Here is a 17982-nt window from a genome sequence, read left to right on the forward strand (position 1 = left end):
CTGACTAATTTGTCAGTACCTTGTTTTTTGTCAGCATAATCACCAGGCTCGATTCATGGAACAGACCGTGCAGATCGTGGCCGTGCTCATCATGGGAACTCTTGTCGGCGTGGAGTTCGGTGTCGCCGCGTTCACCAATCCCATCGTGGAGCGGTTGCCGGACCAGGGCTATCGACAGGCCCGCGCCACCGGCGCGCGGATCCTCGGCACCGTCATGCCGTTCTGGTATCTCGCCGCGGCGGCTCTGTTGGTCGGTGTGTGGTGGCTGGGACGCTCGCCACTGGCGATTGCGGCGGTCGCGGTGATGGGCGTGGTCATCGTTCTGACGTTGACCACGCTGGTGCCGATCAACAATCGCGTCTCGGCCTCAGTGGGCGCCGGTCCCGAGGAGGTGCCGGTCCGGGAACTGGCACATCGGTGGGACCGACTGCACTGGCTTCGGGTGGCCCTGTTGGCGGTCGCATTTGCGTTGCTGGTGATCGCGGGCGCACGCTGAGCGGCCGCGAGCGTGCGCAGAGTGACGGTTGGACACGGCGTGTCGGGCAACAGACACGCACCCTCGCGGTGCTGAGGGGCGCGGTGCTGTGGGGGCAGAACTCCGCGAATTAGGAAGTCGGGCGGGTGTTCGGCTACTCTGGTCGGGTTCCACCGAAGACCGTCGGTCACCGATGAGCGCTTGCACGAAGTGCGAGTGGCTCGGCAATCGGTTGAAGGTCCGGGCGTAGCCCGGCGGCCCACGCAGGAGGACGAGGCTAGATTACGACCTTCGGATTAAAAGTCCGTAGATTTTCACGCCCCGACCTGTCTGCGTCGGGGCGTTCGTCATTTCATGGCCCTTCAGACGCATTCGAGGCCGGCTGTCCTGGTGGAGCGACCGATACCCACCACAAGGAGGCATGCATGGCCAAGGCTGACAAGGCCACGGCGGTTGCCGACATTGCCGAGCAGTTCAAGGGGGCGACGGCCACCGTCGTCACCGAGTACCGCGGGCTCACCGTGGCAAACCTGGCCGAACTCCGTCGCTCACTCGGCGACTCGGCCACGTACACCGTCGCCAAGAACACCCTGGTGAAGCGGGCCGCCTCGGAAGCCGGCATTGAAGGCCTCGACGAACTGTTCGCCGGTCCCACGGCGATCGCGTTCGTCCAGGGCGAGCCCGTCGACGCCGCCAAGGCGATCAAGAAGTTCGCCAAGGACCACAAGGCGCTCGTCATCAAGGGCGGCTACATGGACGGCCGCGCGCTCTCGATCGCCGAGGTCGAGAAGATCGCCGACCTGGAGTCGCGCGAGGTGCTGCTGGCCAAGCTGGCAGGCGCCATGAAGGGCAACCTGTCCAAGGCCGCCGGCCTCTTCAACGCTCCCGCTTCTCAGGTCGCTCGGCTCGCTGCCGCGCTGCAGGAGAAGAAGGCAGCCGAAGAAGCGGCGTAGAGACCACCGTTTTCCCCATACATCCGTAAGAAATAAGGAAGGACCATCAACATGGCCAAGCTGTCCACCGAAGAACTGCTCGACGCTTTCAAGGAAATGACGCTGCTGGAGCTCTCTGAGTTCGTCAAGCAGTTCGAAGAGACCTTCGAGGTCACCGCCGCCGCTCCGGTCGCCGTCGCGGCCGCCGGTGCCGCCCCGGCCGCCGCCGAGGCCGCCGAGGAGCAGTCGGAATTCGACGTCATCCTCGAAGGTGCCGGCGAGAAGAAGATCGGCGTCATCAAGGTCGTCCGCGAGATCGTCTCCGGCCTGGGCCTCAAGGAAGCCAAGGACCTGGTCGACGGCGCCCCCAAGCCGCTGCTGGAGAAGGTCACCAAGGAAGCCGCCGAGGACGCCAAGGCCAAGCTCGAGGCTGCCGGCGCATCGGTCACCGTCAAGTAGTTCGCTGCTTGTCAAAGATCCCCGGATCCCTCGGATCCGGGGATCTTTGCTGTTCTGGCATGTGTGTGCGCTTTCAATAGACACAACCGTGTTGCGGTGGTAGTGCGTAGGTTATGGTGACTCAAGCCACAGGCCGCAGTCGGTGGCGCGGTCAGGCGTAGGCGGAAGGATCTTTGATGGGCGTCCAAATCGACGTAACCGGACTCAGCAAGTCATTTGGATCGTCGAAGATCTGGGAAGACGTGACGATGACCATCCCGGCCGGTGAGGTCAGCGTGCTGCTGGGCCCGTCCGGTACCGGTAAGTCCGTGTTCCTGAAGTCCCTGATCGGCCTGCTGCGCCCGGAGCGCGGCTCGATCGTCATCGACGGCACTGACATCATCGAGTGCTCAGCCAAGGAGCTCTACGAGATCCGCACCCTGTTCGGTGTGCTGTTCCAGGACGGCGCGCTGTTCGGTTCGATGAACATCTACGACAACACGGCCTTCCCGCTGCGCGAGCACACCAAGAAGTCCGAGAGCGAAATCCGCAACATCGTCATGGAGAAGCTCGAACTGGTCGGTATGCCCAACGACGGGCACAAGTTCCCCGGTGAGATCTCCGGCGGTATGCGCAAGCGTGCCGGCCTGGCCCGCGCCCTGGTGCTGGACCCCAAGATCATCCTGTGCGACGAGCCGGACTCCGGTCTGGACCCGGTCCGTACCGCCTACCTGTCGCAGCTGCTGATCGACATCAACGCCCAGATCGACGCGACGATCCTGATCGTGACGCACAACATCAACATCGCCCGGACCGTGCCGGACAACATGGGCATGTTGTTCCGCAAGCACCTGGTCATGTTCGGTCCCCGTGAGGTGCTGCTCACCAGCGACGAGCCGGTCGTCAAGCAGTTCCTCAACGGGCGGCGTATCGGCCCGATCGGTATGTCGGAGGAGAAGGACGAGGCGACCGCCGCGGCCGAGCAGGCCATGCTGGACCTGGGGCAGCACGATGGTGGTGTCGAAGAGATCGAGGGCGTGCCGCCGCAGCTCATGGCGACGCCCGGTATGCCCGAGCGCAAGGCTGTGGCCCGGCGCCAGGCCCGGGTGCGCGAGATGATGCACACCCTGCCGCCGGCCGCTCAAGCCGCGATCATGGACGACCTGGAGGGCACCCACAAGTACCCCGTGCACGACTACGAGGAGCCCACCGCGCGGCACGGGCGTGCCGGCGACGACGACCCGACGGGCGTCATCGAGGTACCCAGCCAGCACTGAGTCGCTCCACCAGCGGATCCGGCGGGCCCACCCAGGGGCGCCGGATTTGCTGCATTCCGGAGGACCCGCGCTTGCCGGGCTGATCGGCCGGAAGTGAAATTTCCCGACAAGTTTCCTGGCTCAAGAAGCGTGTGAACTCTTGACGGACGAGCCCAAACGAGCCAATCTGTTGGGCAGCATGTGTGAACGGGTACAGGACGCCAGCCAGCGCCGAGTGACCCATCTCATGGCATGGATTTGTGGTGGTTGAGGAATGCGCCGTTCTGCGCTATCGTTGGACGTTGCGCTGGCTGCATCCTGCCCACCTCACCTGTACCTGACATCGTGGTCCTAGCCTGAGCATTGCTCAGCACCTAGTCGCGTGCGTTGCGTCCGGGAGTTTGGACGGGGCTGAAGCAGGAAAAGCCAGCCGAACCGACGCAGAACAGAGCGGCATCAGGACCGGTGTACTCCGGCATCCGAATCGTCGCATGAGGTGCTGGAAGGATGCATCTTGGCAGTCTCTAGCCAGAGCACAGCGAACGCTAACACCAATAACTCCGTCCCAGGAGCACCGAACAGAGTTTCATTTGCCAAGCTCCGCGAGCCGCTTGAGGTTCCGGGGCTTCTCGACGTTCAGACCGATTCTTTCGAGTGGCTGGTCGGCTCCGACCGGTGGCGTCAGAACGCCGTCGACCGCGGCGAAGACAACCCCGTCGGCGGCCTCGAAGAGGTCCTCGCGGAGCTCTCGCCGATCGAGGATTTCTCCGGCTCGATGTCGCTGAGCTTCTCCGACCCGCGTTTCGACGAGGTCAAGGCTCCTGTCGACGAGTGCAAAGACAAGGACATGACGTACGCGGCCCCGCTGTTCGTCACGGCCGAGTTCATCAACAACAACACCGGTGAGATCAAGAGCCAGACGGTCTTCATGGGTGACTTCCCGATGATGACCGAAAAGGGCACCTTCATCATCAACGGCACCGAGCGTGTCGTGGTGTCCCAGCTGGTCCGTTCGCCGGGCGTGTACTTCGACGAGAGCATCGACAAGTCGACCGAGAAGACCCTGCACAGCGTCAAGGTCATCCCCGGCCGCGGCGCGTGGCTGGAGTTCGACGTCGACAAGCGCGACACCGTCGGCGTGCGTATCGACCGCAAGCGTCGTCAGCCGGTCACCGTGCTGCTCAAGGCGCTGGGCTGGACCGGCGAGCAGATCACCGAGCGCTTCGGCTTCTCCGAGATCATGATGGGCACGCTCGAGAAGGACAGCACCGCAGGCACCGATGAGGCGCTGCTGGACATCTACCGCAAGCTGCGCCCGGGCGAGCCGCCGACCAAGGAGTCCGCGCAGACCCTGCTGGAGAACCTGTTCTTCAAGGAGAAGCGTTACGACCTGGCCCGCGTCGGTCGCTACAAGGTCAACAAGAAGCTGGGCCTCAACGCCGGCCAGCCGATCACGTCGTCGACTCTGACCGAGGAAGACGTCGTCGCCACCATCGAGTACCTGGTGCGTCTGCACGAGGGCCAGACCACGATGACCGTCCCCGGCGGCGTCGAGGTCCCCGTCGAGGTCGATGACATCGACCACTTCGGCAACCGTCGTCTGCGTACCGTCGGCGAGCTGATCCAGAACCAGATCCGGGTCGGCCTGTCGCGTATGGAGCGCGTCGTCCGTGAGCGGATGACCACCCAGGACGTCGAGGCGATCACCCCGCAGACCCTGATCAACATCCGTCCCGTCGTGGCGGCGATCAAGGAGTTCTTCGGAACCAGCCAGCTGTCGCAGTTCATGGACCAGAACAACCCGCTGTCGGGTCTGACCCACAAGCGTCGTCTGTCGGCGCTGGGCCCCGGCGGTCTGTCCCGTGAGCGCGCCGGCCTTGAGGTCCGCGACGTGCACTCGTCGCACTACGGCCGCATGTGCCCGATCGAGACCCCTGAAGGTCCGAACATCGGTCTGATCGGCTCGCTGTCGGTGTACGCCCGGGTCAACCCGTTCGGCTTCATCGAGACCCCGTACCGCAAGGTCGTCGACGGTGTGGTCACCGACCAGATCGACTACCTGACCGCCGACGAGGAGGACCGCCACGTCGTGGCGCAGGCCAACTCGCCGACGACCGACACCGATGGCGGTGCCCGGTTCGTCGAGGACCGCGTCATGGTCCGTAAGAAGGGCGGCGAGGTCGAGTTCGTGGCGGCCGACCAGGTCGACTACATGGACGTCTCACCGCGCCAGATGGTGTCGGTCGCGACCGCGATGATCCCGTTCCTCGAGCACGACGACGCCAACCGCGCCCTGATGGGTGCCAACATGCAGCGCCAGGCCGTTCCGCTGGTGCGCAGCGAGGCCCCGCTGGTCGGTACCGGCATGGAACTGCGTGCCGCGATCGACGCCGGTGACGTGGTGGTCACGGCCAAGTCCGGTGTGGTCGAGGAAGTTTCGGCCGACTACGTCACCGTGATGGCCGACGACGGCACGCGGCACACCTACCGGATGCGCAAGTTCGCTCGCTCCAACCACGGCACGTGCGCCAACCAGCGCCCGATCGTGGACGCCGGGCAGCGCGTCGAGTCCGGCCAGGTGATCGCCGACGGTCCGTGCACCGAGAACGGTGAGATGGCCCTGGGCAAGAACCTGCTCGTGGCGATCATGCCGTGGGAGGGCCACAACTACGAGGACGCGATCATCCTCTCCAACCGCCTGGTGGAAGAGGACGTGCTCACCTCGATTCACATCGAAGAGCACGAGATCGATGCCCGCGACACCAAGCTGGGCGCCGAGGAGATCACCCGGGACATCCCGAACGTCTCCGATGAGGTGCTGGCCGACCTCGACGAGCGCGGCATCGTCCGCATCGGCGCCGAGGTCCGCGACGGCGACATCCTGGTCGGCAAGGTCACCCCGAAGGGTGAGACCGAGCTGACCCCGGAGGAGCGCCTGCTGCGTGCCATCTTCGGTGAGAAGGCCCGCGAGGTCCGCGACACGTCGCTGAAGGTTCCTCACGGTGAGTCCGGCAAGGTCATCGGCATCCGCGTGTTCTCGCGCGAGGACGACGACGAGCTGCCCGCCGGCGTCAACGAGCTGGTCCGGGTGTACGTGGCCCAGAAGCGCAAGATCTCCGACGGCGACAAGCTCGCCGGACGCCACGGCAACAAGGGTGTCATCGGCAAGATCCTGCCCGTCGAGGACATGCCGTTCCTGCCCGATGGCACCCCGGTGGACATCATCCTGAACACCCACGGTGTGCCGCGTCGTATGAACATCGGCCAGATCCTGGAAACCCACCTCGGGTGGGTGGCCAAGGCCGGCTGGAACATCGATGTGGCCGCGGGTACTCCGGACTGGGCGTCCAAGCTGCCCGAGGATCTGTACAGCGCACCGCGCGACAGCATCGTCTCCACCCCGGTGTTCGACGGTGCGCAGGAAGGTGAGCTGCAGGGCCTGCTCGGTTCGACGCTGCCGAACCGCGACGGCGAGGTCATGGTCGACGCCGACGGTAAGGCGACGCTGTTCGACGGGCGTTCCGGCGAACCGTTCCCGTACCCGGTGACGGTCGGCTACATGTACATCCTGAAGCTGCACCACCTGGTGGACGACAAGATCCACGCCCGCTCCACTGGCCCGTACTCGATGATCACCCAGCAGCCGCTCGGTGGTAAGGCGCAGTTCGGTGGCCAGCGCTTCGGTGAGATGGAGTGCTGGGCCATGCAGGCCTACGGCGCTGCGTACACCCTGCAGGAGCTGCTGACGATCAAGTCCGACGACACGGTCGGCCGCGTGAAGGTCTACGAGGCCATCGTCAAGGGCGAGAACATCCCTGAACCCGGTATCCCCGAGTCGTTCAAGGTGCTTCTCAAGGAGCTGCAGTCGCTGTGCCTCAACGTTGAGGTGCTCTCCAGCGACGGCGCGGCGATCGAGATGCGTGACGGTGACGACGAGGACCTGGAGCGTGCCGCTGCCAACCTCGGTATCAACCTGTCGCGCAACGAGTCCGCCTCTGTCGAAGATCTCGCCTGAGTTGTTTTCTAGTCCCGAAAGGGGAAAGGGAGTTACGTGCTAGACGTCAACTTCTTCGATGAACTCCGCATCGGCCTCGCCACCGCGGACGACATCCGTAACTGGTCCTTCGGCGAGGTCAAGAAGCCGGAGACCATCAACTACCGCACGCTCAAGCCTGAAAAGGACGGCCTGTTCTGCGAGAAGATCTTCGGACCGACTCGCGACTGGGAGTGCTACTGCGGCAAGTACAAGCGGGTCCGCTTCAAGGGCATCATCTGTGAGCGCTGTGGCGTCGAGGTCACTCGCGCCAAGGTGCGCCGTGAGCGGATGGGCCACATCGAACTGGCCGCGCCCGTCACGCACATCTGGTACTTCAAGGGTGTTCCGTCGCGCTTGGGTTACCTGCTGGACCTGGCCCCGAAGGATCTGGAAAAGATCATCTACTTCGCGGCCTACGTGATCACCGCCGTCGACGACGAGATGCGCCACAACGAGCTGTCGACGCTCGAGGCCGAGATGGCCGTCGAGCGCAAGGCCGTCGAGGACCAGCGTGACTCCGACCTGGAGGCCCGGGCCCAGAAGCTCGAGGCCGACATGGCCGAGCTCGAGGCCGAGGGTGCCAAGTCCGACGTGCGCCGCAAGGTGCGCGACGGCGGCGAGCGTGAGATGCGTCAGCTCCGCGACCGGGCCCAGCGCGAGCTGGACCGGCTCGACGAGATCTGGAGCACCTTCACCAAGCTGGCTCCCAAGCAGCTGATCGTGGACGAGGTGCTCTACCGCGAGCTGCAGGACCGCTACGGCGAGTACTTCACCGGCGCCATGGGTGCCGAGTCGATCAAGAAGCTCATCGAGACCTTCGACATCGACGCCGAGGCGGAGTCGCTGCGCGACACCATCAAGAACGGCAAGGGCCAGAAGAAGCTGCGTGCGCTCAAGCGCCTGAAGGTCGTCGCGGCCTTCCAGCAGTCCGGCAACTCGCCCATGGGCATGGTGCTCGACGCCGTCCCGGTGATCCCGCCGGAACTGCGCCCGATGGTTCAGCTCGACGGTGGCCGTTTCGCCACCTCCGACCTGAACGACCTGTACCGCCGCGTCATCAACCGCAACAACCGGCTCAAGCGACTGATCGACCTCGGCGCGCCCGAGATCATCGTCAACAACGAGAAGCGCATGCTTCAGGAGTCGGTGGACGCGCTGTTCGACAACGGCCGTCGTGGCCGGCCGGTCACCGGTCCGGGCAACCGTCCGCTCAAGTCGCTGTCCGACCTGCTCAAGGGCAAGCAGGGCCGCTTCCGTCAGAACCTGCTGGGTAAGCGCGTCGACTACTCGGGCCGTTCGGTCATCGTGGTCGGCCCGCAGCTCAAACTGCACCAGTGCGGTCTGCCGAAGCTGATGGCGCTGGAACTGTTCAAGCCGTTCGTGATGAAGCGTCTGGTCGACCTGAACCACGCGCAGAACATCAAGAGCGCCAAGCGCATGGTCGAGCGTCAGCGTCCCCAGGTGTGGGATGTCCTCGAAGAGGTCATCGCCGAGCACCCGGTGCTGCTGAACCGTGCACCTACGCTGCACCGCCTGGGTATCCAGGCCTTCGAGCCGCAGCTGGTGGAAGGCAAGGCCATCCAGCTGCACCCGCTGGTGTGTGAGGCGTTCAACGCCGACTTCGACGGTGACCAGATGGCCGTGCACCTGCCGCTGTCGGCAGAAGCCCAGGCCGAGGCGCGGATTCTCATGCTGTCCTCGAACAACATCCTGTCGCCTGCGTCGGGCAAGCCGCTGGCCATGCCGCGTCTGGACATGGTGACCGGGCTGTACTTCCTGACCACCGAGGTCGCCGGTGACACCGGCGAGTACACCCCGGCCGGTACGGATACCCCGGAGACCGGTGTGTACAGCAGCCCGGCCGAGGCCATCATGGCGCTGGACCGCGGGGCACTGTCGGTGCGCGCCCGCATCAAGGTCCGGCTCACCGATCTGCGCCCGCCGGCCGACGTCGAGGCCCAGCTCTTCGAGAACGGTTGGAAGTACGGCGACGCCTGGACCGCGGACACCACGCTGGGCCGGGTGCTCTTCAACGAGCTGCTGCCCAAGGGCTACCCGTTCGTCAACGAGCAGATGCACAAGAAGGTCCAGGCCCGGATCATCAACGATCTGGCCGAGCGGTACCCGATGATCGTGGTGGCGCAGACCGTCGACAAGCTCAAGGACGCCGGCTTCCACTGGGCCACCCGTTCGGGTGTCACGGTTTCGATGGCCGACGTTCTGGTGCCGCCGCAGAAGCAGGAGATCCTGGAGCGCCACGAGGCCGAGGCCGAGGCGATCGAGAAGAAGTACCAGCGTGGCGCGCTCAACCACACCGAGCGCAACGAGTCGCTGGTCAAGATCTGGCAGGACGCCACCGAAGAGGTCGGTAAGGCGATGGAGGAGTACTACCCGGCGGACAACCCGATCATCACGATCGTGAAGTCCGGCGCCACGGGTAACCTCACCCAGACCCGCACCCTGGCAGGCATGAAGGGTCTGGTGACCAATCCGAAGGGTGAGTTCATCCCGCGTCCCATCAAGTCCTCGTTCCGCGAGGGCCTGACGGTGCTGGAGTACTTCATCAACACCCACGGCGCCCGTAAGGGTCTGGCGGACACCGCTCTTCGTACCGCCGACTCGGGTTACCTGACCCGTCGTCTGGTCGACGTGTCGCAGGACGTCATCGTTCGCGAGACCGACTGCGAGACCGAGCGCGGCATCATCGTCACGCTGGCCGAGCGCGGCCACGACGGTTCGCTGATCCGCGACGCGCACGTCGAGACCTCGGCGTTCGCCCGGACGCTGGCGACCGACGCGGTCGACGCCAACGGCAAGGTGATCATCGAGCGTGGTCACGATCTCGGTGATCCGGCGATCGACGCGCTGCTGGCTGCGGGCATCTCGCAGGTGAAGGTGCGTTCGGTGCTGACCTGTGCGTCGGCTGCCGGCGTGTGTGCGAAGTGCTACGGCCGTTCGATGGCCACCGGCAAGCTGGTCGACATCGGCGAGGCCGTCGGCATCGTCGCCGCCCAGTCCATCGGTGAGCCCGGCACGCAGCTGACCATGCGTACCTTCCACCAGGGTGGTGTTACCGGTGGCGCCGACATCGTCGGTGGTCTGCCCCGCGTGCAGGAGCTGTTCGAAGCTCGTATCCCGCGGAACAAGGCACCCATCGCCGACGTCGCGGGCCGCGTGCGGCTGGAGGAGAGCGACAAGTTCTTCAAGATCACCATCGTCCCCGACGATGGCGGCGAGGAAGTTGTCTACGACAAGCTCACCAAGCGTCAGCGCCTGCGGGTCATCACCCACGAGGACGGCTCGGAGGGCGTGCTCTCCGACGGTGACCACGTCGAGGTCGGCGACCAGCTGATGGAAGGCTCGGCCGATCCGCACGAGGTGCTGCGTGTCCAGGGCCCCCGCGAGGTGCAGATCCACCTCGTCAAGGAGGTCCAGGAGGTCTACCGGGCCCAGGGCGTGTCGATCCACGACAAGCACATCGAGGTCATCGTCCGGCAGATGCTGCGTCGCGTCACGATCATCGATTCGGGTTCGACGGAGTTCCTGCCCGGCTCGCTGACCGAGCGTGCCGAGTTCGAGACCGAGAACCGTCGCGTCGTGGCCGAGGGCGGCGAGCCCGCGGCCGGACGTCCGGTGCTGATGGGTATCACGAAGGCGTCGCTGGCCACCGATTCGTGGCTGTCGGCGGCGTCGTTCCAGGAGACCACTCGCGTGCTGACCGATGCGGCGATCAACTGCCGCAGCGACAAGCTGCAGGGTCTGAAGGAAAACGTGATCATCGGCAAGCTGATCCCGGCCGGTACCGGTATCAACCGTTACCGCAACATCCAGGTGCAGCCCACCGAAGAGGCCCGCGCTGCGGCGTACACGATCCCGTCCTACGAGGATCAGTACTACAGCCCGGACTTCGGCCAGGCGACCGGTGCTGCGGTGCCGCTGGACGATTACGGTTACAGCGACTACCGGTAGCTAGTCACGGAGAAGGCCCCTGCGCTCGGCGCGGGGGCCTTTTTCATGCGCGTTTCATGCGCGAGTGGCCAGTTAATGCACGCGGCAAGCCATTTCGCGTGTCATAACTGGCCAGTCGGCGTCATTCGTAGCGGCCGAAGCCGCGAATACCCGGATCGTCGGAGATCTGGTAGGTCGACAGGGCGACGTTGCGACCTTCGTTGCCACCGACCGTGGTGAGCATGCCGTTGTCGTTGATCAGCACGATGTTGACGTGCTGGCCCTTCGGGCTCGGGGCGTCGTAGAGCACCATGTCCCCGGGTTGCGGTGAGTAATCCGGCGGTTCCCAGCGCCCCTCGGCCTGCAGGTAGTCGGTGAGCGTCATGACGCCGGGGATGCGCCAGTGCCCGGAGTTGGGGTTGGAGAAGGGTCTGCCGGATTCGCGCATCACCCAGCTGGTGAAATCCGCGCACCATGGCTCGTCGTTGCCCTCGGAGTACTTGGACATGCCTGATTGCGCGGCGTACTCCTGGGCCAGGACGTGCACGATGGCGGCTCGCCCCGGGCTCAGTTGCGAGGTGTCGACGTCGGGAAAGTCCGGCAGGGCGACGTTTTCGCGATAGCCGCGATACCCGGCCAAGCTGGCGACAGCGACCATCACCAGGGCAGCCATCACCAAGAGGATGCGCCACGCGCGGCTGTGCATGTTTGCCAGATTAGGTGACGCTCGCCCGGGCACAGCACGGCAATTTCGCTGTCGGAGCCGCCGCCTAAACTTGGGCACGTGCTCATCGGTTCGCATGTAGACAACACAGATCCGCTGGCCGCGGCGGCCGCTGACGGCGCCGACGTGGTGCAGTTCTTCCTCGGCAACCCGCAGAGCTGGAAGAAACCCAAGCCTCGCGAAGACGCCGACGTGCTCAAAGCGTCGACGGTGCCGCTGTATGTGCATGCGCCGTACCTGATCAACGTGGCCTCCGCGAACAACCGGGTGCGCATCCCGTCGCGCAAGATCCTGCAGGACACCTGCGACGCGGCCGCCGAGATCGGCGCCACCGCGGTGATCGTGCACGGCGGTCACGCCGACGACAACGACATGGAGGCCGGGTTCGAACGCTGGGTCAAGGCGCTGGACAGCCTCAAGACCGAGGTCCCGGTCTACTTGGAGAACACCGCGGGCGGCGATCACGCCATGGCGCGGCACTTCGACACCATCGCTCGGCTGTGGGATCACATCGGCGACAAGGGGATTGGCTTCTGCCTGGACACCTGCCACGCGTGGGCCGCAGGTGAAGCGCTGATCGACGCGGTGGACCGCATCAAGGCCATCACCGGGCGCATCGATCTGGTGCACTGCAACGACTCCCGGGACGCCGCAGGTTCCGGTGCCGACCGGCACGCCAATTTCGGCCTCGGGCAGATCGACCCGCAACTGCTGGCCGCGGTGGTCAAGGCTGCCGACGCGCCGGTCATCTGCGAGACCTCCGAGGAAGGCCGCAAGGACGACATCGCGTTCCTGCGCGAGCACGCCGCGGACTGACGCGCGCTCGGCGGCGCTGTTACATCTCTTGAACAACCGTCGGGAAACTGTAACACTGGGTGTATGAGCGATACGCACGTCGTCACCAATCAGGTCCCGCCGCTGGAGGACTTCAATCCCGCCGCCTCCCCGGTGCTGACCGAAGCACTCATCCGTGAAGGCGGCGAGTGGGGTCTCGACGAGGTCAACGCGGTCGGGGCGCTGAACGGCAGTGCTCAGGTGCAGCGGTGGGGCGAGCTCGCCGATCGCAACCAGCCGATCCTGCACACCCACGACCGGTACGGTCACCGCGTCGACGAAGTCGAGTACGACCCCGCGTACCACGAACTCATGACCGCGGCGGTCAAGCATGGCCTGCACGCGGCGCCGTGGGCGGACGACCGGCCCGGCTCACATGTGGTGCGCGCGGCCAAGACCTCGGTGTGGACCGCCGAGCCCGGTCACATGTGCCCGATCTCGATGACCTACGCCGTCGTCCCCGCACTGCGGTTCAACCCGGAGCTGGCCAAGGTCTACGAACCCCTGCTGACCAGCCGCGTCTACGATCCCGAACTCACGGTGCCGTCGACCAAACCCGGTATCACCGCGGGCATGTCGATGACCGAAAAGCAGGGTGGTTCCGACGTCCGCGCCGGCACCACGCAGGCCGTGCCCAACGGTGACGGCACGTACTCGCTCACGGGCCACAAGTGGTTCACCTCGGCGCCGATGGGGGACATCTTCCTGGTGTTGGCGCAAGCTCCGAATGGGCTGAGCTGCTTCTTCCTGCCGCGGGTGCTGCCCGACGGCAGCCGCAACCGAATGTTCCTGCAGCGCCTCAAGGACAAGCTCGGCAACCACGCCAACGCGTCCAGCGAGGTCGAGTATGACGGCGCCACCGCCTGGCTCGTCGGTGAAGAGGGTCGAGGGGTGAAGACCATCATCGAGATGGTCAACCTGACCAGGCTCGACTGCACGTTGGGCAGTGCCACCAGCATGCGGACCGGGTTGAGCCGCGCCGTGCACCACGCTCAGCATCGAAAGGCCTTCGGCGCCTATCTGATCGACCAGCCACTGATGCGCAATGTGCTCGCCGATCTGGCCGTCGAGGCCGAGGCCGCGACCATGCTCGCCATGCGGATGGCCGGTGCGACCGACAAGGCGGTGCGGGGCGACGAACGCGAAGGCCTGCTGCGGCGTATCGGCCTGGCCGCAGGCAAGTACTGGGTGTGCAAGCGTGCCACGCCGCACGCCGGTGAGGCCATGGAGTGCCTTGGCGGCAACGGCTACGTCGAGGAGTCGGGCATGCCGCGGCTGTACCGGGAGGCGCCGCTGATGGGCATCTGGGAAGGCTCCGGCAATGTCAGCGCGTTGGATACGTTGCGCGCCATGGCAACTCGCCCCGAATGCGTGGAGGTGCTGTTCGACGAGTTGGCGCTGGGTCAGGATCCGCGGCTGGACGCCCATGCCGCGGCGCTCAAGGCGCAGCTCGGCGAATTCGACAACATCGAGTACCGGGCCCGCAAGGTTGCCGAAGACATCAGTCTGGCGTTGCAGGGCTCGTTGCTGGTGCGCCACGGTCACCCGGCGGTGGCCGAAGCATTCCTGGCCAGCCGGCTCGGCGGGCAGTGGGGTGGTGCCTTCGGGACCCTGCCCACCGGGCTGGATCTCGCGCCGATCATCGAGCGCGCGTTGGTCAAAGGATGAGCGTCGACTTCGGCAACCTCAGCACCCTGACCTATGAGGTCACCGACCGCGTCGCCCGAATCACGTTCAACCGCCCGGACAAAGGCAATTCGATCGTGGCTGCCACACCGCTGGAGCTGGCGGCGTGTGTGGAGCGCGCAGACCTGGACCCTCAGGTACACGTGATCCTGGTGTCCGGTCGGGGTGAAGGGTTCTGCGCCGGATTCGATTTGAGCGCGTACGCCGACGGCACCTCGTCGGCTGGTGGCGCCGATTTTCGCGGCACCGTGCTCGACGGGAAGACTCAGGCGATCAACCACCTGCCCGACCAGCCGTGGGACCCGATGATCGACTATCAGATGATGAGCCGGTTCGTGCGGGGATTCTCCAGCCTGATGCGCGCCGACAAGCCGACGGTGGTCAAGATCCACGGCTACTGCGTCGCAGGTGGAACCGACATCGCGTTGCACGCCGACCAGGAGATCGCGGCGTCCGATGCCAAGATCGGGTATCCGCCGATGCGGGTGTGGGGGGTGCCTGCGGCCGGGCTGTGGGCACACCGGCTCGGTGATCAACGCGCGAAACGCCTTCTGTTCACCGGGGATTGCATCACCGGCGCCCAAGCTGCGGAATGGGGGCTCGCCGTCGAGGCGCCAGCGCCCGCCGCTCTCGACGAGCGGACCGAGCGGCTCGTCGAACGCATCGCGGCGATGCCGGTGAACCAGCTCATCATGGCGAAGCTGGCCTGCAACACCGCGCTGCTGCAGCAAGGGGTGGCCACCAGTCAGATGGTCAGCACTGTGTTCGACGGCATCGCCCGGCACACCCCCGAAGGTCACGCGTTCGTCGCCGACGCCCGCGAACACGGGTTCCGGGAGGCGGTCCGGCACCGCGACGAACCCATGGGCGATTACGGGCGCCGGACCTCCGGGGTGTGACGGGTGCCCACGCTGAACCGGATGACGGCCAGGTCGGTCGTGCTGAGCGTGCTGCTCGGTGCGCACCCGGCCTGGGCCAGTGCCGCTGAACTCATCAGGCTCACAGCGGATTTCGATATCAAGGAAACCGCATTGCGGGTGGCGCTGACCCGCATGGTGGGGGCCGGTGATCTCGTGCGCTCCGAAGACGGCTACCGACTTGCCGACCGGCTGCTGGCCCGGCAGCGCCGCCAGGACGACGCCATCAACCCACGCCTGCGCCCCGACGGCGGAGAATGGCTCACGCTCGTCATCACCAGCGTCGGCACCGACGCGCGCACCCGTGCCGCGTTGCGAACCACGTTGCAGCAGTATCGTTTCGCCGAGCTCCGCGAAGGCGTGTGGATGCGGCCCGACAACCTCGAGCAGGTGTTGCCGCAGGAGATCACCGAACGGGTGCGGCAGTTACACACCCGTGACGATGACCCGGCCGAGCTGGTCGGACGGTTGTGGGATCTGCCCGGCTGGATGCGGACCGGCAATCGATTGCTCCACGACATCGCCTCTGCAGCAGATGTTCCGGGCCGGTTCGTGGCAGCCGCAGGCATCGTGCGACATCTGCTCACCGACCCGGTACTGCCCGACGAACTGTTGCCCGCGGACTGGCCCGGCACGCGATTACGCACGGCCTACACCGAATTCGCCGCTGAACTCGTCGAGCGGCGCGACCGGACCGAACTCACGGAGGCGACATGACCGAACCCGTCCGGACCGAACGCAATGGCGCGGTGACCACCGTGATCCTGCACCGTCCGCACGCCCGCAACGCGGTGGACGGTCCGACCGCGGCTGCGCTCGTCGCGGCGTTCGAGGAGTTCGACGCCGACGACTCCGCATCAGTTGCCGTGTTCTGGGGCGACGGTGGAACATTTTGTGCCGGGGCCGATCTCAAGGCCTTCGGCACCCCGCAGTCCAACACCCTGAGCACCGTGGGCCCAGGCCCGATGGGGCCCAGTCGAATGGTCCTGTCCAAACCTGTGATCGCGGCCATCAGCGGTTACGCCGTGGCCGGCGGCCTGGAGTTGGCACTCTGGTGCGATATGCGGGTGGTCGAAGAGGACGCGGTGCTCGGTGTGTTCTGCCGACGCTGGGGTGTCCCGCTCATTGATGGGGGCACCGTGCGGCTGCCGCGGCTCATCGGCGAAAGCCGGGCGATGGACCTCATCCTCACCGGCCGTGCCGTCGACGCCGCCGAGGCCCACGCGATCGGTCTGGCCAACAGGGTGGTCCCCAAAGGCGACGCGCGTACCGCGGCAGAGGAATTGGCGGCGCAACTGGGGGCGCTACCTCAGCAGTGCCTGCGCGCCGATCGGCTGTCGGCGCTGCGCCAGTGGGGCCAATCGGAGCAGGCGGCAATGGAATTCGAGTTCGGCAGCATCGAACAGGTCAAGCACGAGGCGGCACATGGTGCCGGCCGATTCGCCGCCGGTGCGGGCCGCCACGGCGCCAGCGCCAGCTGAGCCGTTCAGAACGCGCGACTTCCCGAGGGTTGCAAGACGAAACCGTGGCCCTGGAAATCGGTACAGGCAACGACGTCGCCGTCATCAACGCGGCAGGACGCTGACCCGATGGACAGACTCTGACCCGGTTTGAGAACGGTGTCGGCGAACGGCGGACACTGGCCGCCCCGCCGAAACAGGGAATACGGGTCGGGGCTGGTGCTGTGGGTGAGCTTGGTGGCCAGTGCGCAGGCGCCGCGGCCGGCGTAGCCGTCGTCGGTATCCGTGGTGGGCAGTCCCGGAATGTTGCCTTCGCACATCACATAGCTGACGATCCGGCAGCTGATCCCAGTCTCGGTGCCGAAGAACAGGAACCCACTCCATTGGCGTCCCGGTCTGGTGAAACTCGAGCTGTCGGGGTGAGTAAAGGCTGGATCGGTACGGGCGAGCTGTTCGCGAATCATGACAGCCACTGCAACCAACGATACTGTGACGACCACAATCCCAACGCCGAGCAGAGTGAGCCGCAGGCGCCGAGTCATGCCCCGGGCTCAGCCTTCCAGCGCAAGCATCATGAGCTCGTCGAGCGCGTGCCCGAACAGTGTGATGTCGAAATCGGGCTCGAAGTAGGTGATGGCGAAGCCCTGCGGGTGGTCGGTGGACACCAGCAGGTCCGAGTAGGTTTCGCGGCCACCGATCCGCAACATCCGCAGCGGGTGGACACTGTCGGGCTCCAGATCCGCAGGCGGTGCCGACAACGGCTCGGGCCAACCCACATAGGCCGCGTATGTCTGCATGCGAGCGGGCGCGATGAGCCCGCAGGATTCCCCGTCCCATGTGGTGAACCCGGCGTGTACCGTCCGCAGAAAGGTATCGGCCTGCGGCGGAAGCGCTTCGAAGAACGTCGGATCGGTGTCACCGAACGTGGCCGGGTCTTCGCCGAGCCACACGGCGTGCGCTCCTTCGTCGTCGATCAGGACGTAGTCCAACGTCGGTGCGGGCAACCAGGAATGTTGCACGACGCGCACGTCGACCAGGCGTTCGCGCAGTGCCTGTGCGAACCGGGGGATCATCGCCAGGAAGTCGGTGTTCCACAAGGCCATCGCGGCGGATCTGCGCTCATCGGGATCGCGAGACGCGGCCGTCGGCCACCAGGCGTCGGGGATGCGGTGACGTGTGTGTTCGCCGGGCTCAAGGATGGCGAACTGATTCGGTGCCCAGTCCGAGAACGCCTGGGTCAGCGCCGCTGTGTCGATATCCGCCACGGAGTCAGCCT

General features: G+C 65.7%; 14 protein-coding genes. 11 read left to right on the forward strand and 3 right to left on the reverse strand.

Annotated elements, in window-relative coordinates; translation table 11 throughout:
- The first annotated feature begins 55 nt into the window (after positions 1–55).
- From BTO20_RS07240 to BTO20_RS07265, 6 genes are all read left to right on the forward strand, one after another.
- Positions 56–496, forward strand: coding sequence for a DUF1772 domain-containing protein (locus BTO20_RS07240; protein WP_087074575.1), 441 nt, complete (start codon positions 56–58; stop codon positions 494–496).
- Between the two features lie 404 nt (positions 497–900).
- Positions 901–1428 carry a 50S ribosomal protein L10 gene (gene rplJ / locus BTO20_RS07245; protein WP_087074578.1) on the forward strand — a complete coding sequence of 176 codons (528 nt, stop codon included), beginning with the start codon at positions 901–903 and terminating at the stop codon, positions 1426–1428.
- Between the two features lie 51 nt (positions 1429–1479).
- Entirely contained in the window at positions 1480–1866 is a 387-nt protein-coding gene (gene rplL / locus BTO20_RS07250) for a 50S ribosomal protein L7/L12 (protein ID WP_018598698.1), read from the forward strand.
- 176 nt (positions 1867–2042) lie between these two features.
- A complete protein-coding gene (locus tag BTO20_RS07255; protein WP_087074580.1) occupies positions 2043–3122 on the forward strand; it encodes an ABC transporter ATP-binding protein in 1080 nt (359 codons plus the stop codon).
- 475 nt (positions 3123–3597) lie between these two features.
- Complete coding sequence (gene rpoB / locus BTO20_RS07260) at positions 3598–7116, forward strand: DNA-directed RNA polymerase subunit beta (RefSeq protein WP_087074582.1); 3519 nt, start codon at positions 3598–3600, stop codon at positions 7114–7116.
- A gap of 36 nt (positions 7117–7152) precedes the next feature.
- Positions 7153–11106, forward strand: a complete 3954-nt coding sequence (locus BTO20_RS07265) for a DNA-directed RNA polymerase subunit beta' (RefSeq protein WP_087074584.1) — start codon at positions 7153–7155, stop codon at positions 11104–11106.
- Positions 11107–11227: 121 nt separating this feature from the next.
- On the opposite strand, the gene BTO20_RS07270 is transcribed toward BTO20_RS07265, so the two are convergent.
- Positions 11228–11791: a CHAP domain-containing protein gene (locus BTO20_RS07270; protein ID WP_087074586.1), complete on the reverse strand. Its 564-nt coding sequence runs from the start codon at positions 11789–11791 to the stop codon at positions 11228–11230.
- Positions 11792–11869: 78 nt separating this feature from the next.
- On the opposite strand from BTO20_RS07270, the gene BTO20_RS07275 reads away from it, so the two are divergent.
- The 5 genes from BTO20_RS07275 (at position 11870) to BTO20_RS07295 (ending at position 16727) form a co-directional block, all read left to right on the forward strand.
- On the forward strand, positions 11870–12625 hold the full coding sequence (locus BTO20_RS07275) for a deoxyribonuclease IV (protein ID WP_087074588.1): 756 nt from the start codon (positions 11870–11872) through the stop codon (positions 12623–12625).
- A gap of 63 nt (positions 12626–12688) precedes the next feature.
- Positions 12689–14311 (forward strand): acyl-CoA dehydrogenase family protein, encoded by a 1623-nt coding sequence (locus BTO20_RS07280; RefSeq protein ID WP_087074590.1) that lies wholly within the window; start codon positions 12689–12691, stop codon positions 14309–14311.
- Positions 14308–15228, forward strand: a complete 921-nt coding sequence (locus tag BTO20_RS07285) for a crotonase/enoyl-CoA hydratase family protein (RefSeq protein WP_087074592.1) — start codon at positions 14308–14310, stop codon at positions 15226–15228. Before BTO20_RS07280 ends, BTO20_RS07285 begins: the two co-directional genes overlap by 4 nt.
- A gap of 21 nt (positions 15229–15249) precedes the next feature.
- The gene (locus BTO20_RS07290) at positions 15250–15963 is read left to right on the forward strand and encodes a PaaX family transcriptional regulator C-terminal domain-containing protein (protein WP_087081739.1); all 714 of its coding nucleotides are present in this window, start codon (positions 15250–15252) and stop codon (positions 15961–15963) included.
- Entirely contained in the window at positions 15960–16727 is a 768-nt protein-coding gene (locus BTO20_RS07295) for a crotonase/enoyl-CoA hydratase family protein (RefSeq protein WP_087074594.1), read from the forward strand. Before BTO20_RS07290 ends, BTO20_RS07295 begins: the two co-directional genes overlap by 4 nt.
- A 5-nt stretch (positions 16728–16732) precedes the next feature.
- On the opposite strand, the gene BTO20_RS07300 is transcribed toward BTO20_RS07295, so the two are convergent.
- Both BTO20_RS07300 and BTO20_RS07305 read right to left on the reverse strand, forming a co-directional pair.
- Positions 16733–17179 carry a hypothetical protein gene (locus BTO20_RS07300; protein WP_157680164.1) on the reverse strand — a complete coding sequence of 149 codons (447 nt, stop codon included), beginning with the start codon at positions 17177–17179 and terminating at the stop codon, positions 16733–16735.
- Between the two features lie 78 nt (positions 17180–17257).
- Positions 17258–17971 carry a hypothetical protein gene (locus tag BTO20_RS07305; RefSeq protein ID WP_087074598.1) on the reverse strand — a complete coding sequence of 238 codons (714 nt, stop codon included), beginning with the start codon at positions 17969–17971 and terminating at the stop codon, positions 17258–17260.
- Positions 17972–17982: the final 11 nt, after the last annotated feature.

Source organism: Mycobacterium dioxanotrophicus, from assembly GCF_002157835.1.
Classification (GTDB): Bacteria; Actinomycetota; Actinomycetes; order Mycobacteriales; family Mycobacteriaceae; genus Mycobacterium; species Mycobacterium dioxanotrophicus.